Source organism: Ruegeria sp. CF5 (genome assembly GCF_056537325.1).
Genome location: NZ_JBQFRI010000017.1, coordinates 36158 through 56607 on the forward strand (window position 1 = coordinate 36158; position 20450 = coordinate 56607).

Sequence of the window (20450 nt, forward strand, 5' to 3'; positions counted from 1 at the left end):
ATGCTTGAAGGATTGTGGATCGGCCTCACAACGGCCATGTCCCTGCAAAATCTGCTGATGGTCATCGCAGGCTGCCTCATCGGTACCTTTATCGGAATGCTTCCGGGCTTGGGGCCAATGTCGATCATCGCCATCATGATCCCCGTTGCCATTTCCATGGGCGACCCCTCAGCTGCTCTCATTCTGTTGGCAGGTGTCTACTATGGCGCGATTTTTGGTGGATCGACTTCGTCGATCCTGCTGAACGCGCCGGGTGTTGCTGGCACCGTCGCGTCCAGTTTTGACGGCTACCCGATGGCGCGACAAGGCAAGGCGGGTAAGGCACTGACGATCGCTGCCATAGCAAGCTTTGCAGGTGGCACGATTGGCGCATTGCTCCTCATGATATTTGCACCCGCGCTTTCTTCTATTGCGCTTCTGTTCCACTCAGCCGAGTACTTCGCCCTGATGGTGGTGGGGCTTTCCGCCATTGCAGCCTTTGCGGGCACCGGTCAGGTCGCCAAGGCGATGATCATGACCATCCTTGGACTGATCATGGCGACCGTTGGTGAAGGCGCGCTGTTCAACCTTCCCCGTTTCACCATGGGCATCATGGATTTGCAGTCCGGATTTGGTTTTATCACGCTCGCTATGGCAATGTTTGCTTTACCGGAGGCCCTGTTCCTTGTTCTGAAACCGAAAGACCTTCAAGGTGACGATGGTGAGATCAAAGACCTCCGCATTACAGGCCCGGAAGCGAAGGCCATCGCCCCTGTGATCGGACGGCAATCTCTGCAGGGTTTCTTTATTGGGGTACTGCCTGGTGCCGGCGCCACGATCGCCAGCTTCCTTGGCTATGCTGTGGAACGCAATATCGCGCCGAAACACGAACAGGATGAATTCGGCAAAGGCTCGATCAAGGGTCTTGCGGCACCCGAAACCGCCAACAACGCTGCCTGTACCGGTTCCTTCGTCCCGCTTCTGACGCTCGGCATTCCCGGTTCGGGCACCACCGCAATCCTGTTGGGTGCGCTCATCGCCTTGAACGTTACGCCGGGGCCGCGTTTGATGGTCGACGAGCCGCAGATTTTCTGGGCCGTCATCATGTCGATGTTCATCGGCAACCTCATACTTCTGATCCTTAATCTTCCGTTGATCCCCTACATCGCCAAGGTTCTTGCGGTACCGCGCAATTACCTGATCCCGTTCATTCTGTTTTTCACGCTGATGGGGGCGTATATCGGGCAGAACAACGCGACCGAACTGTTGTTGTTGGTTGGCTTCGGAATTTGTGCCACTGCGTTGAAGTTTGCAGACTACCCGCTTGCGCCGCTGTTGATCGGCTTCATCCTGGGCGGCATGATGGAGGACAATTTTGCGCGTTCCATGCAGCTCTATGATGGCGTTGCGTTCATTTGGGAACGGCCGATGACGCTGGCGCTTCTGGTGATCGCTGCAATTCTGGTCGTGCTGCCAAGTTATCGCGCAAGGCGCGCGAAGGCCCGGGCGGAAGGCGTTGCCGAGGGCGATTAAGCGCTTTGGGCCGCGTTGAAAGCGGCTAATGTCGTCGTACCGTCGTCAGCTCTGGTTCAATTTTCATCGCAAAAGGAATGTTCGGCTTGGGACACTGTCTGATGCCGAACGTTTACGTCGATCCTATCCCAACTATTACGGTTGGGTCCGGTTCGTGTGGCTTTCACCATTAAAACCGGTGATTCATCGACGCTGTTACAATTCGTAACATTTGGGAAAACATCAGGAAAAAGTTGACGCTCAACGTTTGGCCTGTCCCTAATCGGGACGGAATCGCATACGCGATCGTTTCCGGCCAGTAACCGGCCGGGATGGGGAGGAGAAAGACATTGGCTCAGACGCAGTCGGGCGCCGAAGGGATGCAGTCCCTTCCGGCGCTGCTTCATCGCAACGCGGCTCAGTTCGGGGATGCCCCGGCCTATCGGGAAAAGGAATTCGGCATCTGGCAATGCTGGAGCTGGGCTGAAACCGCCAGCGAAGTCCGCGCGCTTGCACTGGGGTTTCTGGAACTGGGCGTTGAAAAGGGCGACCATGTAGCAGTTATCGGGCGCAACCGCCCGGCGCATTACTGGTCGATGGTCGCGGCGCAAATGGTGGGCGCGGTTCCGGTGCCGCTCTACCAGGACTCGGTCGCCGAAGAGATGGCTTATGTGCTGGAGCATTGCGGCGCGAAATACGTCGTCTGCGGTGACCAGGAACAGGTCGACAAGGTCATCGAGATTCAGGAGAACCTGCATCAGGTCAAGCACATCCTCTATACCGACAAGCGGGGTATGCGGAAATACGACCACAGCCAGATGAACGCGCTTGACGACATCATGGCCGAAGGCAACGCCGGTCATCAGCGGTTCGATGCGGAGCTGGACAAGCGCATTGCCGACATCACCTATGACGACACCTGCGTGATGCTCTACACTTCGGGAACCACGGGCAAGCCCAAGGGCGTGGTTCTGTCGAACCGCAACGTCATCGAAAGCGCAAAGAACTCGGCCAATTTCGATCATCTGACCCGGAACGAGGATATCCTGTCCTACCTGCCGATGGCATGGGTAGGCGATTTCATCTTTTCCATCGGTCAGGCCTATTGGTGCGGGTTCTGCGTGAACTGCCCCGAAAGCGCCGACACGATGATGACCGACCTGCGCGAGATCGGGCCGACCTATTTCTTCGCCCCGCCGCGCGTATTTGAAACGCAGCTGACAAACGTGATGATCCGCATGGAAGATGCGGGCAAGCTGAAGCGCAACATGTTCCATCACTTCATGGCCCATGCCAAGAAGGTCGGCGGCCAGATTTTGGACGGCAAGAACGTGGGTTTTGGCGACCGCCTGAAATACGCGCTGGGCAACCTGCTGGTCTATGGACCGCTGAAGGACACGCTGGGGTACAGCCGATTTCGCGTGGGCTACACCGCAGGTGAGGCGATCGGGCCCGAGATTTTCGATTTCTACCGGTCGTTGGGGATCAACCTGAAGCAACTCTACGGCCAGACCGAAGCGACGGTCTTTATCACCGCTCAGCCCGATGGCGAGGTACGCGCCGACACGGTGGGCGTTCCGTCGCCGGATGTGGAAATCAAGATCGATGACAAGGGCGAAATCCACTATCGCTCGCCCGGCGTGTTCGTCGAATATTATAACAACCCTGAATCGACGGCATCGACCAAAGACCCCGAAGGTTGGGTCGCGACCGGCGATGCGGGCTTTATCGAGGAAAGCAGCGGACATCTGCGGATCATCGACCGCGCCAAGGACGTGGGCAAAATGGCCGACGGGTCGATGTTTGCGCCGAAATATGTCGAGAACAAGCTGAAGTTCTATCCCGACGTCCTCGAAGTTGTGCTGTTCGGCAATGGCAAGGATCGTTGCGTCGCCTTCATCAACATCGACCTGACGGCGGTCGGCAACTGGGCTGAGCGCAACAACATCGCCTATGCCTCGTATCAGGAACTGGCCGGGCATCCGCGTGTGCTCGAAACCATCAAAAGCCATGTCGAAGAGGTGAACCGCTCGGTTGCGGCAGACACGATGCTGTCTGGCTGTCAGGTCCATCGTTTCGTGGTGCTCCACAAGGAACTGGATGCCGATGACGGCGAAATCACCCGCACCCGCAAGGTGCGCCGGGGATTTGTCGAGGATAAATACGCGGACATCATTGCGGCGCTTTACGACGGATCGAACACCATCTCGACCACGACCGAGGTCACTTATGAGGATGGCCGCAAGGGCTCGATCAGCGCCACGCTGGATATCGTCGATGCGCCGGTGGTGCCTGTTGAACAGCACAAGGTGGCGGCGGAATGAGGGTCGGCGATACGGCGCTCGACCCCTGGTCGTCGCCCCGCCCACCGTCCCGTTTCGCGCAGTTTAGGGAGTAACCGATGCTGGATGCATCCGAAGGATATGTCACCGAAGACGGCCGCAAGATCGGCGGCGTGGTGATGGAAATGAAAAACATCACCCTGCGCTTTGGTGGCGTGGTGGCGATCAAGGATATCTCGTTCGACATTCGCGAAGGCGAAATTCGCGCCATCATCGGCCCGAACGGCGCGGGCAAGTCCTCGATGCTCAACGTGATCTCGGGGTTCTATGTCCCACAGGAGGGCGAGGTCTGGTTCCACGGCGCCAAACGCCCGCCGATGCGCCCCTTCGAGGTGGCGCGGCAGGGCATCGCCCGGACGTTCCAGAACATCGCCCTGTTCGAAGGCATGAGCGTGCTGGACAACGTGATGACCGGTCGCCTGAACTATATGAAGACCAACGTGCTGCAACAGGCGTTGTGGATGGGCAAGGCTGAGGCGGAAGAGACCGAAAACCGCGAAGCCGTCGAAAAGATCATCGACTTTCTGGAAATCCAGCACATCCGCAAGACGCCGGTGTCGCGCCTGCCTTACGGGTTGAAAAAGCGCGTTGAACTGGCGCGTGCGCTGGCGGCGGAACCCAAGCTGCTGCTGCTGGACGAGCCAATGGCTGGCATGAACGTGGAAGAGAAAGAGGACATGTCCCGCTTTGTCCTCGACGTGAACGACGAATTCGGCACCACCATCGCGCTGATCGAACACGACATGGGCGTGGTGATGGACCTGTCCGACCGCGTGGTCGTGATGGATTACGGGCGCAAGATCGGCGACGGCACCCCGGACGAGGTGCGCAACAATCAGGAAGTCATCGACGCCTATCTGGGTGTGTCGCATGACTGACCACCTGACAGACATGAGGAGAGGCAAACATGCCTGATCAGTTGATTTTTGGGATGGAGGTCATCCTGAACGGCCTGATGGCCGGGGTTCTCTATGCGTTGGTGGCCCTTGGCTTTGTGCTGATCTACAAGGCGTCCGGTATTTTCAACTATGCCCAGGGGGTCATGGCCCTGTTCGCGGCGATGACGCTGGTGGGGATCATGAACGGTCAGGTGCCGTTTTCCCATCTGATCAACGCGATCTTTGGCGGGCACGTCACCCATTTCGGCTGGCATATCCCGGCGCTGGTGGCGATCCTGCTGACGATGGGCGTTATGGTTCTGCTGGCCTGGGCGGTGCAGCGCTTTGTCATGCGCCACCTTGTCGGGCAAGAGCCGATCATCCTGTTCATGGCCACCATCGGTCTGGCCTATTTCCTTGAAGGCGTGGCCGACCTGATGTGGGGGTCCGAAATCAAGACGCTGGATGTGGGTCTGCCGCAGGGGATCAACCTGTGGATTGACGAAATGACCTTCAATATCTTCGGCTACGGCTTCTTCATCGACAATCTGGATCTTGTGGCAACCATCATTGCGGCACTGCTGGTGGCGGCATTGGTCGCATTCAGCCAGTACACCAAGCAGGGCCGGGCCATGCGCGCGGTTGCCGATGACCATCAGGCGGCACTGTCGGTGGGTATTTCGCTGAACTTCATCTGGATCATGGTCTGGTCGGTCGCGGGTTTCGTGGCGCTGGTTGCGGGCATCATGTGGGGCACCAAGTCGGGCGTGCAGTTTTCGCTGTCGCTGATCGCGCTCAAGGCGCTGCCGGTGCTGATGCTGGGCGGGTTCACCTCGATCCCGGGCGCCATCGTCGGCGGTCTGATCATCGGTGTGGGTGAAAAACTGTTTGAGTTCGCTATTGGCCCGCTGGTGGGCGGCGCGACCGAGAACTGGTTCGCCTATGTGCTGGCGCTGATCTTTCTGGTGTTCCGGCCACAGGGTCTGTTCGGCGAAAAAATCATCGAGAGGGTGTAGGGCGTGCCCAAGCTGATTGCCATCATAAACGTGATTGCATGGGCAGGGTTCTGGGCCTTCGGCTACATCGCCGTGACCGCCGAGGGTCTGACCGACCGTCAGCTGGTGATCGCCGCAATACTGGCCTTTGCCGGGCTTGTGACCGGCATCGTGGCCTACATGAAACTGGTACGCGCAACCGAAGCCAGCGGTTACGCAAAATCGTCCGGACAGCTGGACGCCGCAGCCCGGAACCGGGCGCAGGAAGAATGGGGAAAGTAAGTCATGTTCTATCGTGAGGCCGGGGATTTCAAAGTCTCCTACAGGGATGACAGCCAGACCTTTCCGATCAGGTTCGACCGGTACCGGTATTATGTCGTGCTGGCGGTGGCGTTCGGCATCATCCCCTTCATCATCAACGACTACTGGGCAAATGCGCTGCTGCTGCCGTTTCTGATCTATGCCATCGCGGCAATTGGTCTGAACATCCTTGTGGGCTATTGCGGGCAGGTATCGCTGGGCACCGGCGGGTTCATGGCCGTGGGCGCCTATGCCTGCTACAAGCTGATGACCGCCTTTCCTGACGTCAGCATGTTCATTCACGTCATTCTGGCAGGTGGCATTACCGCCCTTGTCGGGGTGTTGTTCGGGTTGCCGTCCCTGCGGATCAAGGGGTTCTATCTGGCGGTGGCAACGCTGGCTGCGCAGTTCTTCCTTGTCTGGTTGTTCAACCGGGTGCCGTGGTTCTACAACTATTCCGCCTCGGGTCAGATCAACGCGCCGGAACGCGACGTGTTCGGCATCATCATCACAGGCCCGAATGCTCCGGCCTGGGCGACCTATCTGTTCTGCCTGATTTTCCTGACCATCAGCGCCATCATCGCGCGCAACCTGACGCGCGGCACGACGGGCCGGACGTGGATGGCGATCCGCGACATGGACATCGCGGCCGAGATCATCGGGGTGAACCCGCTCAAGGCCAAGCTTACCGCCTTTGCCGTCAGTTCCTTCTTTGTCGGCATCTCGGGCGCTCTGTTCTTTGCCATCTATCTGGGCGCGGTCGAAGTCGGAGAGGTCTTCGGTATCCAGAAATCGTTCCTGGTGCTGTTCATGGTGATCATCGGCGGTCTGGGATCGATCTTCGGGTCGTTCGCAGGTGCTGCGTTCCTGGTGCTGCTGCCAGTGGTGCTGAAGGTCGTGGGCGCCGACATGCTGGGATGGCCCACCGATATCGTGGCGCATCTGCAGCTGGTGATCGTGGGCGCGCTGATCATCATGTTCCTGATCCTAGAACCGCACGGGCTGGCGCAGCTGTGGCGTCTGGCCAAAGAGAAACTGCGTCTGTGGCCCTTCCCCCACTGATCGGGGGCGGACTGAAATCAAGACGGGCGAAAAGCCCACCACTGCATCGGACTAATCAAGGGAGGAGAAACCCGATGAAAATTAAACTGGCAACCGTGGCGCTGAGCGCCCTGATGGCCGCAGGTCCGGCAATGGCCGACCTCGTGTTCCCATCGCTCAGCTACCGGACCGGACCTTATGCTGCCGGTGGTATTCCATTCGCGGATGGATACGCCGACTATTTCACCCTGCTGAACGAGCGGGATGGCGGCATCGGCGGTGTTCCGGCCAAGGTCATCGAATGTGAAACCGGCTATAACACCGAAAAAGGTGTGGAATGCTATGAATCGACCAAGGGCGAAGGCGCGCTGGTCTATCAGCCGCTGTCGACCGGTATCACCTATCAGCTGATCCCAAAGACCACCGCCGACAACATCCCGATGCACACGATGGGATATGGCCGGACATCGGCCAAGAACGGTAAGATCTTCAGCCACACATTCAACTATCCCGCCAACTACTGGGATGGTGCCTCGGGCGCGATCAACTATCTGCTGGACGAAAACGGCGGTGATCTGAACGGTAAGAAGATCGCACTGGTCTATCACAACTCGGCCTATGGCAAGGAACCGATCCGCACGCTTGAGGAACTGTCCAAAAAGCACGGGTTCGAGCTGGTCGCGCTGCCGGTCGATCACCCAGGTCAGGAGCAGAAGTCGCAATGGCTGCAGATCCGCCGCGACCGTCCGGACTATGTCCTGATGTGGGGATGGGGCGTCATGAACCAGGTTGCGGTTCAGGAAGCTGCCAACATCCGCTTCCCGATGGAAAACTTCATCGGCATCTGGTGGTCCGGTTCTGAAAACGACGTGCTGCCCGCGGGCGAAGCGGCCAATGGCTATAAGGCTCTGACCTTCCACAACGTGGGCACGGACTTTCCCGTCTTTGACGATCTGAAAACACACGTTCTGGACGCCGGCAAGGCTGCAGGCGCGGGCGATCAGGTCGGCACGGTGCTGTACAACCGTGGCCTCTATGCAGCGATGCTGGCCGCCGAAGCAGCTAAGAAAGCACAGGAAATCCACGGTACTGCTGACATCACGCCTGCGATGATGCGCGACGGTATGGAAGCACTGGAAATGACCGAAGCGAAAATGACGGAACTGGGTCTTCCCAATTTCGGCCCGACCTTCTCGGTCAGCTGCGAAAACCACGGCGGTGACGCTCTGGTTGGTGTGACCCAGTGGGATGCGGCGAACAAGACCTGGTCGCTGATTTCCGAGTTTAAGCCGACCGATGGCGAAGTGATCGGCGCGCTGATCGACGAAGATTCGGGCGCCTACGCGTCTGAAAACAACATCGAACAGGGTTGCAGCTAAAACGCAGCCGCCCCGGTTTTTGCCGGGGCACTGATCAAACCCGGAGCGGCGGCCTGCCGCCGTTCCGAACCGGACAAGTCCCGAAAAACGGGACAGGCATGAGGACACGCGCTGATGCTGGATGCGGCGACAAATACCGAAGTGCAGGCCGAAACCCTGCTTGAGGTCAACAATATCGAGGTGATCTACAATCACGTGATCCTCGTTCTCAAGGGCGTCAGCCTCACCGTGCCCAAGGGCGGCATCACCGCTCTGCTGGGTGGCAACGGCGCAGGCAAGACGACGACGCTCAAGGCGGTGTCGAACCTGCTGCATTCGGAACGGGGCGAGGTCACCAAGGGCTCGATCAAGTACCGCGGCCAGGGCGTTCACGAAAGCGATCCCGCCGATTTGGTGCAAAAGGGCGTCATCCAGGTGATGGAAGGTCGCCACTGCTTCGAGCACCTGACGGTCGAGGAAAACCTGCTGACCGGGGCCTATACCCGCAAGGATGGCGGCGCGGCCATTCAGCAGGATCTTGATCTGGTCTATACCTATTTCCCCCGCCTCAAGGAACGCCGCCGCAGTCAGGCCGGCTATACCTCGGGTGGGGAACAGCAAATGGTCGCGATGGGCCGCGCATTGATGTCGCGCCCGGAAACCATTCTGCTGGACGAGCCCTCGATGGGTCTTGCACCGCAGCTGGTGGAAGAGATCTTCGGGATCGTAAAGGACCTGAACGAAAAGGAAGGCGTATCCTTCCTGCTGGCCGAGCAGAACACCAACGTCGCGCTGCGCTTTGCCCATTACGGCTACATTCTGGAATCGGGCCGCGTGGTGATGGACGGCCCTGCTGCGGAACTGCGCGAGAACCCGGATGTAAAGGAATTCTATCTCGGAATGTCCGATGAAGGTCGCAAGAGCTTCCGCGACGTGCGTTCCTACCGTCGCCGCAAGAGGTGGCTGTAAGCGGATGGAGGATCTGAGTATGACCTATTTTGACACTCTGGAAACGCGCTCGGGGGATGAACGTGCCGCTGATCAGGCGCGGGCTCTGCCGGAACAGATTGCGCGGGCCAAAACCGCACCAGCCTTTGAAAAGCTGCTGGCCGACGTGGATGCCGGGTCGGTCACCTCTGCACAGGATCTGGCCGCGTTGCCGGTGTTGCGCAAGTCGGAACTCAGCCGGGCGCAGGCCGAACATCCGCCGTTTGGCGGTTTCACGGTCAAACCTGCACATGGGTTTGCTCATATCTTTCAGTCGCCGGGGCCGATCTATGAACCCGGCGGGGTGGATCATGACTGGTGGCGCATGGGCCGGTTTCTGCACGCAGCCGGGATCGGTCAGGGCGATATCGTGCAGAACTGTTTTGGCTATCATCTGACGCCTGCGGGCATGATCTTTGAAAACGGTGCGCGGGCCGTCGGTGCGGCGGTTCTGCCAGCAGGGACAGGCCAGACGGAATTGCAGGTCAGCGCAGCGCATGACGTTGGCTGCACGGCCTATGCCGGAACACCGGATTATCTGAAGGTGATCCTCGACAAAGCTGACGAAATGGGCGTGGCCCTGAAATTCTCCAAAGCTGCGGTTGGCGGCGGGGCGCTGTTCCCTAGTCTGCGTCAGGAATACGCGGATCGCGGTATCAGCTGTCTGCAATCCTATGCCACTGCCGATCTGGGCAATATTGCCTATGAAAGCTCTGCCATGGAGGGGATGATCGTCGACGAGCATGTGATCGTCGAAATCGTCACCCCCGGCACCGGCACACCGGTGGCGCCGGGCGAGGTGGGCGAAGTCGTGGTGACCTCCCTTAATCCCGATTACCCGCTTATCCGCTTTGCCACCGGTGATCTGTCTGCTGTCATGCCCGGCCAGTCGCCCTGCGGCCGCACCAATTTGCGGATCAAGGGCTGGATGGGACGGGCCGACCAGACGACCAAGATCAAGGGTATGTTCGTGCGTCCCGAACAGGTCGCGGCGCTGGTGGACAAACATGTCGAGATCGTAAAGGCCCGGGTCATCGCGGCGCGGCAGGGTGAAATGGACACCATGACCGTGCAGATCGAAAGCTCCGGCGGTGATGATGCAGCCTATGCGAAATCGGTGGCCGAGGTACTGAAGCTGAAAGGTGCGATCGAAGTTGTTGCCCCGGGATCGCTGCCCAAGGACGGTCTGGTGATCGAGGATCAGCGGGTCTATGACTGAACGGTGACGTACAAACCGGAAGATTGGCACCGGTAGGCCTGTACAAATCGTACAATTGTGCTCTGGCGTTTCCGAGTCATTTGGTCGATTAAAGGTGGTGAAACCGTAACCTGTCCTTGACCGGAACAATGGCTCAGATCGAATACGCACAACACGGCTCGCGCCGACACAGCGCGCTGGGAACTCGGGTGCTGGGCGCAGTGGCCACCCTCGTGGCCTGCGCCTGTCTGTTGCCGATGGTTGCCGTCGTACTGGCTGCGGTGACGGGCGGTACGGATACGATATCGCACCTCATGGAAACCGTCCTGCCCGGTTATGCGGTGACGACGGCCATTCTTGTTGTGCTGGTGTCGGCGGGAACGTTTGCAATCGGCGTGGGCGCCGCGTGGCTGGTAACCATGACGCGCTTTCCCGGCGTGCGGTTGCTGGAGGTTGCATTGGTGCTGCCGCTGGCCTTTCCTGCCTATGTCCTTGCCTATGCCTACACGTTCATTCTGGATCATCCGGGTATCGTCCAGACTACATTGCGGCAGGTGACGGGCTGGGGTCCGCGCGACTATTGGTTCCCCGAGATCCGGTCGACCGAGGGGGCGGCCGTGATGCTGATCCTCGTTCTTTATCCCTATGTCTATCTGCTGGCCCGTGCCGCGTTTCTGCAGCAAAGCGCCACCGCATTTCTGGCGGCGCGTGCGTTGGGCAGCAACCCCTGGGCGGCGTTCTGGCGTGTTTCGCTGCCCATGGCGCGCCCGGCAATCGCCGGAGGTGTCCTGCTGGCGGTCATGGAGACCATCGCCGATTTCGGAACAGTTGCCTATTTCGGCGTCCAGACCTTTGCGACCGGCATCTATACCAGCTGGTTTTCAATGGCAGACCGGGCGGCGGCGGCGCAGTTGGCCCTTTGCCTGTTGGGTTTCGCGCTTGTCATGGCTGTGATGGAGCGGATTCAAAGGGGCAAGGCAAAGTACTATCAGTCGGGCAAACGCCATACGACATTGCCCGCCGAACAGCTCAGCGGCTGGCGGGCGGTCGCGGCCTTTACCTTGTGTATCATCCCTGTGTTTTTCGGGTTCATTCTGCCTGTGGTGATCCTTGTTCAGATGGGTCTCGACTCGGAACAGAACCTGTTGTCCAGCCGGTATGTCGGCTTTGTCAGGAACTCGCTGATGCTAGCGGGAACCGCTGCTGTCGTCACCGTATGCGCGGCAATCTGCGTTGGGTTCTTTCAACGTCTCAAGCCGGGCAGGGGTTCGGCAACAGCGGCCTATATCGCCCGGTTGGGTTATGCTGTGCCCGGTGGCGTGATAGCAGTTGGTTTGATCGTGCCATTTGCCAGCTTTGACAATGCCCTGGACGCGTGGATGCGTGAAACGTTCGATGTCTCGACGGGGTTGTTGGTCACCGGCTCGATCTGGTTGCTCGTCGCCGCTTATATGGTGCGCTTTCTAGCCGCCGCGCTCAGCGCATATGAGGGCGGTCAGAGCACGGTTCACGCCAACATGGATGCAGCCGCCCGTTCACTGGGGCAGTCACCGCTGGGTACATTGCGGCGCGTGCATCTGCCGATCCTGACACCTTCGCTGCTGACGGCGCTGCTGATCGTTTTTGTCGATGTCATGAAAGAGCTGCCCGCGACCCTGATCATGCGACCGTTCAACTTTGACACGCTTGCGGTTCAGGCCTATCGGCTGGCATCGGACGAGAGGTTGGAAGGTGCGGCGGTGCCATCTTTGGTCATCCTTGCCGTTGGTCTGCTGCCTGTCATTCTGATCTGTCGTCAGGTCGGAAAAACCCGTTAACGCCAGACGGTCAAAACAGCGCCCACTGCGACAAGGCCAAGTCCAATCAGGTTTCCTGCCGAAAACTCGCGCTGGGTCAGGCCAAAAGCACCCAAACGGTCATAGGCATAGCTGGCCGCCAGTTGCCCAACGATCACGCAGACCATGTAGGACGCAACCCCCAACCGGGGCACCGCAAGGACTGAAGTCAGAACGACAAAAACCCCGATCAATGCCGCAGACCACATCCAGATGGGAACGGCGATCACATCCGATCTGCGGGGCAGGGTACCACCCATCGTCCAAAGAAGCCCGAACAGCGCCAGCGCCCCCACGGTGAATGCCAGCGCGGCCGCCTGAACCGGGCCACCAAGTAGCGTCGCCATTCGGGCGTAGATCGGCCCTTGCGCGGCGATGAGCGCCCCGCCCACAACCACCGCGAGGACAAGCGCGGCGATCATGTCAGCGCCTTGTACATGTAAGTTGTGGGGTCAAGCCGTTCTTCAGCCGGGCTACGGCAATAGCCCGGGATTTCACCCGCTGTTTCAAAGCCTATATTTTGGTAGAGAATCCGCGACGGGTCGGAACTGCGTGTATCCAGAACCAGCAGCGTTTTGCCGAGCGATCGGGCCCGTGCCTCCAATGCCCGCATCAGCGCAACACCCAGCCCGCGACGCCGGGCCTTTGGGTGTACCAACAGCTTGGCGACATCTGCGCGATGCCGCTGGTTCGGCATTTGTGCGCTAACCAGTTGTACAGTGCCAAGGATTTGGCCGTCCTGCCGCGCGATGAACACCTCAAGCCCGCCGGATTGCAGCACGGGAAAGACGTGATCCTGCCAGTATGCGCGGGCTTGTTCGCCTGAGAACGGCAACACAAAGCCGATGCTGGCCCCGTCGTGGACGCAGGCGTGCAATATGTCAGTCAAATCGCCTACCGCATCAGGGAATTGGGACGCTGACAGCCGGGTAATCAAATCAGCACCAAAATGTAACGCGCGCCCCGCGCCTGCCCCGTTTCAAAACGGGTCGGCCCGGACAAGTGGTAACGCAGGCAGTCCCCTGCGCTGAGGTGATGCGACGTCTCATCTACCGTCAGCGTCAACGCCCCGTCCAGCAGAACCAGATGATGCTCCTGCCCCTGTTTTGGGGGCATGTCGTAGGAAATGACGGCCCCGGGCGGCAAATGGCATTCAAGGACCTCACCACTGAGGCCAGGGGCAGGCGGAGACACGGATCGGCGGGTGTAGCCGGATTCGGGGTCCTGCCATTCCGGCTGACGCTCAAAGGGGACTTTTGGCGTGAAGGATTCTTCGACCATCATAAGAAGGCGCGATACCGGAAGGTCGTGAGCCGCACATAACCGCCCAAGGCTTTCGGCGCTTGGGCTGACCTCGGCCTTTTCCAGACGCGAGAGCGTGGCGCGACTGAGGCCGCTTTGCGCGGCCAGCTGATCAAGAGACCAGCCGCGTGACTGTCGCAGCTCTTTCAGGCGGTCTGCAAGGCGAAGTGATAGCTCATCCAGCATCGATCATTTCCGGAACAATTTCTCTGATGCGGGAATTTATGATGAAATAAATGAGATTTGAAAAGAAAAAAGGGGCGCAAGAGAGACCCTTGCACCCCGACTGCCCGATTTTTGTGCGGTTTATTTCCAGCCGACCTCGTTAAAGATCTTCTGAGCTTCGGGAATGTTTTTCGCGACTTCCGAGAGGTTCACTTCGTCAGACTTGAACTCACCCAGCGTGGCAACAGACTCTGCCAGTGCGACACCATCGACTGCCGGGTATTCGTCATTACCGGCCGAGAAGTACACCTGTGCCTGATCGCTTGCCAGATATTCAAGGAACTTCACAGCGTTGTCTTTGTTGGGCGCATGCGCCGCTACACCGGCGCCAGACAGGTTCATATGTGCACCTGTGCCGTCCTGGTTGGGAAATATCCATCCGATCATTTCACGATCAGCCGACAGGCCTTTGACGTCCTTCCGGATCGAACGGGCGAAGTAGTACGTATTCGAAACGGCGATATCACATTCGCCCGAAACGATACCGCGCAACTGGTCCGTATCACCGCCTTGTGGGTCACGTGCCATGTTTGCAACCACGCCTTCAGCCCAGGTTTTGGCCGCCTCGGCGCCTTCATGCGTGACAATCGACGCCAGCAGGGTCTGGTTGTAGGTGTTAGTCGACGACCGGATACAGATTAGGCCCTTATATTCAGGTTTGGCCAGATCCAGATAGGTCGCTGGCGGGTTCGGGACGTTTTCCTTGTCGAAGAAGATGATGCGGCCGCGCTGCGAGAAACCGAACCAGTTGTTGTCGCTATCCTGCAGGTTTGAGGGGATACGCTCTTCGAGTACGGAGCTATCAACCGGCTGTAGGATACCGGCGTTTTTGGCGCGGGCCAGACGTGATGTGTCAACCGTCAGCAGAATGTCCGCAGGTGAGTTGGCCCCTTCCGCTTCCATCCGGGCGATCAGTTCGTCGGCCTTGCCTTCGATGCGATTGATCTTGATCCCGGTAGCTTCTTCGAACTCGCCATACAGACGCTCGTCTGTGTCGTAGTGGCGCGACGAATAAAGATTCAGTTCGCCTTCGGCGACCGCAGAGGTGGCGATGACTGCGGTCAGCGCAGCGGCGATGCAGGTGGTGGATTTCAGCATAGCATGTCCCAGCGTTTGGATTAAGGGCCGGCAATTACCCTACTGATTTTCTCAATTATATGTTTCAGTGCTGGATGCAAGAGATTCCGACTGAAATACTAGGTCATGCGGTCGCAGGTTACCCTTCTGCATTGTCCATTTCCCACGCGGCCAAAAGGCGGGGTAGGGCGATGTCCCAATCCAGAACGCCGGTTTTGTCGGCCCAGTCCTGATACTGTCGGATCAGACTGTCGGCGCGAATCTGATCCCCACTTATCAAATCCCGCAACTCGGTACGGTCTGCTTCGATGTCGTAAAGCTCCCAATCTTGCCCATGCAGGCGCACCAGTTTGAATTGACCAAGGCGAATGGCAGAATTTCCTTCGTGTTCGAAATAGATGGGCTGTTCGCGACACCAGTCCTTGCCGCAGAGGAGGTCCAGAAAGCTCTCGCCCTGGCAGGGTTGAATTTCGTGCCCGCCCACCTCGTTGAGGTACGTGGTGCCGGTGACCTCAAGAATGGTCGGCAGGATATCGACCACATGGCAGGGAGTGTGCCGCGGGGGTAGCGCACCAAATCCGCTGGGCCAGTGCGCAACCAAGGGTGTCGAAATTCCACCTTCATGCACATAGTGTTTGAACAACCGAAACGGTGCGTTCGAGACATTGGCCCACGGTTTGTCATAGCTTTGATAGGTCAGTGCATCGCCGGGCATGACATCAGACCGGTTTCCCATTGTGATCGGACGCCCATCGTTAGTGACATTCGGAAAGAACTTTGCCCATCCATCCTCGGCCATAAACTCGGCACAGCCGCCATTGTCGCTGAGAAACAGAATCAGAGTGTCTTCGAACTGATCCAGACGTTTCAGGGCCGAGATCAGGGTTCCGATCGACTGATCCATGCGATCGACCATCGCGGCATAGGTTGCCATCTTGCGGGATTCCCAATCCCGGTTTGCCTCATCTTCCCAAGGCTTAACGTCTGGGTCACGCGGGCTGATTTCCCAATTCGTCTGAAACAGCCCCATTGCGTTCATTTCTTCATGTCGGGCTGCCCTGGTTTTGTCCCATCCCTTGTCATAGATGCCTTCGTATCGGGCTATATCCTCGGGATGGGCGTGCAGCGGCCAATGCGGGGCGGTGTGGGCGAGGTACAGGAAAAAGGGCTGATCCAACGTGACCGATTCCTCAATCATGCAGATCGCTTTTGCCGTGATGGCATCGGTAAAGTAAAAATCGTCCGGGAAAGTTTCGACGCGGCTGTCGTCCTCCAACATGAAATGCGGTGAGAAGAAGTGGGTGACGCCGTCGACGATACCGTAGAACCGGTCAAAACCGCGTTGCCGCGGGGTCGGATGATCGACATCGCCGACCCGCCAGCTGTCCACTTCGCGCGCCATGAAATCCCCGCCTACGTGCCACTTACCGGACATGCAGGTGCGATACCCTTCAGCGCGCAGATGCTCGGCGATTGTAGCCGCGTCGTTGCGCAAAAAACCCTGATAGGCAGGTGTTCCCAAGTCCGCACCCATATGTCCGATCCCGGCGTTGTGAGGGTAGAGCCCGGTGAGCAGTGACGCACGCGTCGGGCAACAACGCGCGCAATTGTACATCGCCGTCATAAGAACACCGCCCCGCGCCAAAGCGTCAATGTTGGGGGTGCGAATCTCCGAACCCGTGCAGCCGAGATCGGCGAATCCCATGTCATCGGCAAGAATAAGAATGACATTCGGTTTCATGGTCGTGCTGCCCTTATCCGGTTATCAGACACCATTGAATGCTCAGCGATTCTTGGGCTTGAAGCAAAGTTTTTCATGTGCAGCGCTAAGAAAAATCTTTCTTGCGCATTGATATTTAACTCATACCCGAAGCACACTTGGTGCAGGTTTCGAGGTCAGCCGGGGTGTAGGTGTGCCAGACTTTGAGGGTAATAAGTTGATCTGATGCGGGTACTGATCGCCATATTTTTGCTATGCGCCGGTATGGCGAACGCTGCGCAGGATTGTTCGGATAGACCGCACGCTCAACCTTCCGAACTTATTGCTTATGAACCGATCGTCGGGGACCACACCGGCCCGCAGGAGGCAGCTGCATCACGCGAAAACGGAGTGGTCATTTCACCCAGGCCGGAATTGCGGCCCTGCAAATTTCGTAAAATCGCCCAAGGGCGCGAGCGAATGCGCAAGCGCGGTGCGGTATGCCACGACTGGACGATATTGGGCGAAAAGCTCAAGCCGATGACGGGTAAGTATCGCGGTTGCGGGATCGCAAACCCGGTTCGCGTCTATAGAATTTCCGATATCGCGCTAAGCCAGTTGGCTCTGATGGATTGCGAGACGGCGATTACACTTAAAACCTGGATTGAAACCACGGCCAAACCGGCTTTTGCCAATATGGGAGGCGGTTTGAAAGGGATGCGTCTGGTTGGTCATTATTCTTGCAAGACAAAGAACAATCAGCCCCGCGCGCGCCTGTCCGAGCATGCAAGGGGGCGGGCGATCGATATTTCTACCTTCGTGCTGAAGGATGGCACATTGATTACCGTTGGCGAAGGGTGGAATGCCGAAAGCTCGGGAAAACTCATGCGTGAATTGCACAGCGGTGCCTGCGGTCTTTTTGGCACGGTTCTTGGCCCCGATGCGGACAGATATCACAAAGGGCATTTCCATTTTGATACGGCACGCCGGCGCAATGGATCTCTCTGCCGCTAGCCGTGCTGTATCAACTCGTTCAATGACCCAAACAAAAAAACCGCGCCTCAGGCGCGGTTCTTTCAAATCGGTATGTGCAGTTCTTAGCCTTGGCGAGCTTTGAACTTGCGCTGCGTCTTGTTGATCACATAAACGCGGCCTTTGCGACGCACGACCCGGCAGTCGCGGTGCCGGTTCTTCAGCGAGCGGAGCGAGTTCTTGACCTTCATGGCCTGTCTCCAATTCCTGCGGCGCGGGCCAGCGCCTGGGTTAAGCGGGTCCTCCGGATGTCCAGAGGCGTGAATTCATGGTGGGCGGTACAAGGATCGAACTTGTGACCCCTTCGATGTCAACGAAGTGCTCTACCGCTGAGCTAACCGCCCATGAAACCTTTGCGTGCCCAGCCCCATAATGAAATGGGGCGCGGAACCCCGCGCCGGTAGCGGGCTCTATAAAAGGAGTCGTTGGGGGGATCAAGGGGTTTGGAAGAACAAATTTCCAGTCTATGATTCTTTCGAACAAGGAGAGATCATGCAGAACGCAGCGTATCATCTGGATATACCCGCAAATCGCACGTCCTGCGTGGTTTTTTCGTCGCCTCACAGTAGTCGGGCCTACCCGGCAGAGCTGCTGGAACGTTCAGTTCTGAGCCGTCATACGATTCGGTCTTCGGAAGATGCATATGTGGATCAGCTGTTCGACGTAGCGTCAGAATTTGGTGCGCCCCTGCTGAAGGCGTCGATGCCACGGGCGTATCTGGATCTGAATCGCAATTCTGACGAACTGGACCCCGCCCTGATCGAAGGCGCGCGCCGCCAGGGGCATAATCCTCGGGTCGCGTCAGGGTTGGGGGTGATTCCCCGCGTTGTTGCGAATGGGCGTGCGATCTATCGCGGCAAATTGTCGATGGCCGAGGCGCGTTACCGGCTGGATACATTCTGGCATCCCTACCATACGCGGTTGAAGACCCTGTTGGACGAATCGCGTCAACTGTTTGGCCGGGCGATTCTGATTGATTGCCATTCGATGCCACACGAGGCCGTCGCGGGGTTGGGGCGCGGACAATCCGGCAGACCGGAAATCGTGCTGGGTGATCGATTCGGCGCTGCGGCCTCCGGAGAAATCGTTGACCGGATCGAAGCAGCCTTTGCGTCTGCGGGTCTGAATGTTGTGCGAAACGCGCCATTTGCGGGGGCCTATGTCACACAGACCTATGGCCGTCCGGGGCGCAATCAGCATGCGGTGCAGATTGAAATCGACCGATCGCTTTACATTGACGAACAAAAAATTGTTCCGAACGCCAATTTCAATGCCTTCCAAAAGCTTGTGCGGGACGTGATAGCCGAAATCGTCGATATCGGTCGTGACGAAACCCGGCTGGCTGCCGAGTAAACCTGATCAACCCACATCTCTCGGGCACCGGTTGGATGGGTTATCTGAGTGCCCGTCCTTTTACGATCGCGTCCGTGCCAAAGCGTTTTCGGATTTCATCCGTGGCTCGTTCTGCTTTGGAGCGCCGCTCGGCACCCGGATCCAACAGGTCGCCTGAAATATCCGCCTGATCTGCGTTGCAGAGGTCCGATATCCCGCATCCCAGCAATCGGAAGGGCCCTTCATCCCTGACCTGTTCGAACAAACCACTCGCAGTGCGGTAAATCCGATCTGCGATTTGGGTCGGATCACGCAGCGATACACGCCGTGTCAGGACCTTGTGATTGGATTTCTTGACCTTGAGCGTCACGACGCGCCCGGCCAGATCCCTGGCCTTGGCCCGGTCCGCAACTTTCTCTGACATGCGCCACAAATGGCCGTCCAATATGTCTGGACTGGCAGTGTCTTCGAAGAACGTCGTTTCGTTGCTGATGGATTTCATCGGTTCATCCGCCGAGACACGGCGCTTGTCCTGACCGCGGGCCAGATGCCACAGACGGTACCCCATCGAGCCAAAGCGCGCGGTCAGCGCCTCCTGATCCCAGCGCAGCAGATCCGTGAATGTCCGGATGCCCACCCGGTCCAGCGACTCCTGCGCTGCCGGGCCTATGCCCCAGATCAGGCGCACGGGTTTGTCATGCAGAAATTCCGCCGTTTCGGCCTTGCCGATGACGGAGAAACCGCGCGGCTTGTCCAGATCCGAAGCGACCTTGGCCAGAAACTTGTTGTGGGACAGGCCGATCGATCCGGTCAGCCCCAATTCATCGTTCATCCGTTTGGTCAGCCGCGCCAGCATGACCGCAGGCGGCGCACCGTGCAGGCGTTCGGTGCCCGACAGATCCATGAAGGCTTCGTCCAGTGACAAAGGTTCAACCGACGGTGTCAACTCGTCCATCATTGCCCGTATTTGTCTGGAAACATCTGCATAGACGGACATGCGGGGTTTGATGACCACCGCGTCAGGGCATAGCTGCAGTGCCTTGAACATGGGCATGGCAGACCGCACGCCACGAATGCGTGCGACATAACAAGCCGTGGAGACGACCCCTCGTTTGCCGCCGCCAATGATGACCGGTTTATCGGCCAGTTCCGGATTGTCGCGCTTTTCAACAGATGCATAAAACGCATCGCAATCCATATGTGCGATGGTCAGATCGAACAATTCCGGATGCAACCTGACCCTTGGGCTGTTGCATTTCGGGCATCGGTTTTGATCTTCAAAGCGATGCAGGCAATCACGGCAAAGACCGGGCATCCAATTCTTTCACGCGCGGTTTCGGGTCCGAGCGAATTTACAG

The 20450-nt window shown here is 58.3% G+C and carries 19 protein-coding genes and 1 tRNA gene; 12 read left to right on the top strand and 8 right to left on the bottom strand.

The features are described 5' to 3' along the window. From ACR0NW_RS23110 to ACR0NW_RS23155, 10 genes are all read left to right on the top strand, one after another. Window positions 1-1512, top strand: coding sequence for a tripartite tricarboxylate transporter permease (locus ACR0NW_RS23110; RefSeq protein ID WP_480453013.1), 1512 nt, complete (start codon window positions 1-3; stop codon window positions 1510-1512). A gap of 359 nt (window positions 1513-1871) precedes the next feature. Then, complete coding sequence (locus tag ACR0NW_RS23115; protein WP_480453057.1) at window positions 1872-3815, top strand: AMP-binding protein; 1944 nt, start codon at window positions 1872-1874, stop codon at window positions 3813-3815. A gap of 77 nt (window positions 3816-3892) precedes the next feature. After that, window positions 3893-4711 carry an ABC transporter ATP-binding protein gene (locus ACR0NW_RS23120; RefSeq protein WP_170657026.1) on the top strand — a complete coding sequence of 273 codons (819 nt, stop codon included), beginning with the start codon at window positions 3893-3895 and terminating at the stop codon, window positions 4709-4711. A gap of 29 nt (window positions 4712-4740) precedes the next feature. Continuing rightward, complete coding sequence (locus ACR0NW_RS23125; RefSeq protein ID WP_480453012.1) at window positions 4741-5727, top strand: branched-chain amino acid ABC transporter permease; 987 nt, start codon at window positions 4741-4743, stop codon at window positions 5725-5727. Window positions 5728-5730: 3 nt separating this feature from the next. Beyond that, window positions 5731-5988: a hypothetical protein gene (locus tag ACR0NW_RS23130; RefSeq protein WP_480453011.1), complete on the top strand. Its 258-nt coding sequence runs from the start codon at window positions 5731-5733 to the stop codon at window positions 5986-5988. A 3-nt stretch (window positions 5989-5991) separates the two neighbouring features. Then, window positions 5992-7068 carry a branched-chain amino acid ABC transporter permease gene (locus tag ACR0NW_RS23135; RefSeq protein WP_170657034.1) on the top strand — a complete coding sequence of 359 codons (1077 nt, stop codon included), beginning with the start codon at window positions 5992-5994 and terminating at the stop codon, window positions 7066-7068. Between the two features lie 74 nt (window positions 7069-7142). Further along, window positions 7143-8426: an ABC transporter substrate-binding protein gene (locus tag ACR0NW_RS23140; protein WP_170657037.1), complete on the top strand. Its 1284-nt coding sequence runs from the start codon at window positions 7143-7145 to the stop codon at window positions 8424-8426. A gap of 114 nt (window positions 8427-8540) precedes the next feature. After that, the gene (locus ACR0NW_RS23145) at window positions 8541-9374 is read left to right on the top strand and encodes an ABC transporter ATP-binding protein (protein ID WP_480453008.1); all 834 of its coding nucleotides are present in this window, start codon (window positions 8541-8543) and stop codon (window positions 9372-9374) included. Window positions 9375-9393: 19 nt separating this feature from the next. Beyond that, complete coding sequence (locus tag ACR0NW_RS23150) at window positions 9394-10611, top strand: phenylacetate--CoA ligase family protein (protein ID WP_480453006.1); 1218 nt, start codon at window positions 9394-9396, stop codon at window positions 10609-10611. Window positions 10612-10739: 128 nt separating this feature from the next. Then, complete coding sequence (locus tag ACR0NW_RS23155; protein WP_480453005.1) at window positions 10740-12407, top strand: ABC transporter permease; 1668 nt, start codon at window positions 10740-10742, stop codon at window positions 12405-12407. Here ACR0NW_RS23155 and ACR0NW_RS23160 read toward each other — a convergent pair. From ACR0NW_RS23160 to ACR0NW_RS23180, 5 genes are all read right to left on the bottom strand, one after another. Beyond that, complete coding sequence (locus tag ACR0NW_RS23160; RefSeq protein ID WP_480453004.1) at window positions 12404-12847, bottom strand: DMT family transporter; 444 nt, start codon at window positions 12845-12847, stop codon at window positions 12404-12406. The two genes, ACR0NW_RS23155 and ACR0NW_RS23160, sit on opposite strands and share 4 nt — an antisense overlap. Beyond that, on the bottom strand, window positions 12844-13314 hold the full coding sequence (locus ACR0NW_RS23165; RefSeq protein WP_480453002.1) for an N-acetyltransferase family protein: 471 nt from the start codon (window positions 13312-13314) through the stop codon (window positions 12844-12846). The genes ACR0NW_RS23160 and ACR0NW_RS23165 overlap by 4 nt, the downstream gene beginning before the upstream one ends. Before the next feature lie 44 nt (window positions 13315-13358). Next, window positions 13359-13913, bottom strand: coding sequence for a helix-turn-helix domain-containing protein (locus ACR0NW_RS23170; RefSeq protein ID WP_480453001.1), 555 nt, complete (start codon window positions 13911-13913; stop codon window positions 13359-13361). Window positions 13914-14033: 120 nt separating this feature from the next. Continuing rightward, window positions 14034-15050, bottom strand: coding sequence for a Fe(3+) ABC transporter substrate-binding protein (locus ACR0NW_RS23175; protein ID WP_480452999.1), 1017 nt, complete (start codon window positions 15048-15050; stop codon window positions 14034-14036). Between the two features lie 118 nt (window positions 15051-15168). Beyond that, window positions 15169-16770 carry an arylsulfatase gene (locus tag ACR0NW_RS23180; protein WP_480452998.1) on the bottom strand — a complete coding sequence of 534 codons (1602 nt, stop codon included), beginning with the start codon at window positions 16768-16770 and terminating at the stop codon, window positions 15169-15171. Window positions 16771-17208: 438 nt separating this feature from the next. On the opposite strand from ACR0NW_RS23180, the gene ACR0NW_RS23185 reads away from it, so the two are divergent. Further along, a complete protein-coding gene (locus ACR0NW_RS23185) occupies window positions 17209-17742 on the top strand; it encodes an extensin-like domain-containing protein (RefSeq protein ID WP_480452996.1) in 534 nt (177 codons plus the stop codon). An 83-nt stretch (window positions 17743-17825) separates the two neighbouring features. On the opposite strand, the gene ykgO is transcribed toward ACR0NW_RS23185, so the two are convergent. Beyond that, entirely contained in the window at window positions 17826-17951 is a 126-nt protein-coding gene (gene ykgO, locus ACR0NW_RS23190; RefSeq protein ID WP_005648635.1) for a type B 50S ribosomal protein L36, read from the bottom strand. A gap of 78 nt (window positions 17952-18029) precedes the next feature. After that, window positions 18030-18104, bottom strand: a tRNA-Val gene (locus ACR0NW_RS23195). A 148-nt stretch (window positions 18105-18252) separates the two neighbouring features. Between ACR0NW_RS23195 and ACR0NW_RS23200 the strand changes: the two genes are divergently transcribed. Next, window positions 18253-19113, top strand: a complete 861-nt coding sequence (locus ACR0NW_RS23200; protein ID WP_480452994.1) for an N-formylglutamate amidohydrolase — start codon at window positions 18253-18255, stop codon at window positions 19111-19113. A gap of 40 nt (window positions 19114-19153) precedes the next feature. On the opposite strand, the gene ACR0NW_RS23205 is transcribed toward ACR0NW_RS23200, so the two are convergent. After that, window positions 19154-20407, bottom strand: a complete 1254-nt coding sequence (locus ACR0NW_RS23205) for a DNA polymerase IV (RefSeq protein ID WP_480452993.1) — start codon at window positions 20405-20407, stop codon at window positions 19154-19156. Window positions 20408-20450 lie beyond the last annotated feature (43 nt).

What these genes read in the sequence shown, in the direction of transcription:
- ACR0NW_RS23145 (WP_480453008.1), top strand. Translation starts at nt 8,541, where the DNA reads ATGCTGGATGCGGCGACAAATACCGAAGTGCAGGCCGAAACCCTGCTT.
- ACR0NW_RS23125 (WP_480453012.1), top strand. Translation starts at nt 4,741, where the DNA reads ATGCCTGATCAGTTGATTTTTGGGATGGAGGTCATCCTGAACGGCCTG.
- ykgO (WP_005648635.1), bottom strand. Translation starts at nt 17,951, where the DNA reads ATGAAGGTCAAGAACTCGCTCCGCTCGCTGAAGAACCGGCACCGCGAC.
- ACR0NW_RS23185 (WP_480452996.1), top strand. Translation starts at nt 17,209, where the DNA reads ATGCGCAAGCGCGGTGCGGTATGCCACGACTGGACGATATTGGGCGAA.
- ACR0NW_RS23110 (WP_480453013.1), top strand. Translation starts at nt 1, where the DNA reads ATGCTTGAAGGATTGTGGATCGGCCTCACAACGGCCATGTCCCTGCAA.
- ACR0NW_RS23115 (WP_480453057.1), top strand. Translation starts at nt 1,872, where the DNA reads ATGCAGTCCCTTCCGGCGCTGCTTCATCGCAACGCGGCTCAGTTCGGG.
- ACR0NW_RS23155 (WP_480453005.1), top strand. Translation starts at nt 10,740, where the DNA reads ATGGCTCAGATCGAATACGCACAACACGGCTCGCGCCGACACAGCGCG.
- ACR0NW_RS23205 (WP_480452993.1), bottom strand. Translation starts at nt 20,407, where the DNA reads ATGCCCGGTCTTTGCCGTGATTGCCTGCATCGCTTTGAAGATCAAAAC.
- ACR0NW_RS23160 (WP_480453004.1), bottom strand. Translation starts at nt 12,847, where the DNA reads ATGATCGCCGCGCTTGTCCTCGCGGTGGTTGTGGGCGGGGCGCTCATC.
- ACR0NW_RS23175 (WP_480452999.1), bottom strand. Translation starts at nt 15,050, where the DNA reads ATGCTGAAATCCACCACCTGCATCGCCGCTGCGCTGACCGCAGTCATC.
- ACR0NW_RS23180 (WP_480452998.1), bottom strand. Translation starts at nt 16,770, where the DNA reads ATGAAACCGAATGTCATTCTTATTCTTGCCGATGACATGGGATTCGCC.
- ACR0NW_RS23170 (WP_480453001.1), bottom strand. Translation starts at nt 13,913, where the DNA reads ATGCTGGATGAGCTATCACTTCGCCTTGCAGACCGCCTGAAAGAGCTG.
- ACR0NW_RS23200 (WP_480452994.1), top strand. Translation starts at nt 18,253, where the DNA reads ATGCAGAACGCAGCGTATCATCTGGATATACCCGCAAATCGCACGTCC.
- ACR0NW_RS23135 (WP_170657034.1), top strand. Translation starts at nt 5,992, where the DNA reads ATGTTCTATCGTGAGGCCGGGGATTTCAAAGTCTCCTACAGGGATGAC.
- ACR0NW_RS23140 (WP_170657037.1), top strand. Translation starts at nt 7,143, where the DNA reads ATGAAAATTAAACTGGCAACCGTGGCGCTGAGCGCCCTGATGGCCGCA.
- ACR0NW_RS23120 (WP_170657026.1), top strand. Translation starts at nt 3,893, where the DNA reads ATGCTGGATGCATCCGAAGGATATGTCACCGAAGACGGCCGCAAGATC.
- ACR0NW_RS23150 (WP_480453006.1), top strand. Translation starts at nt 9,394, where the DNA reads ATGACCTATTTTGACACTCTGGAAACGCGCTCGGGGGATGAACGTGCC.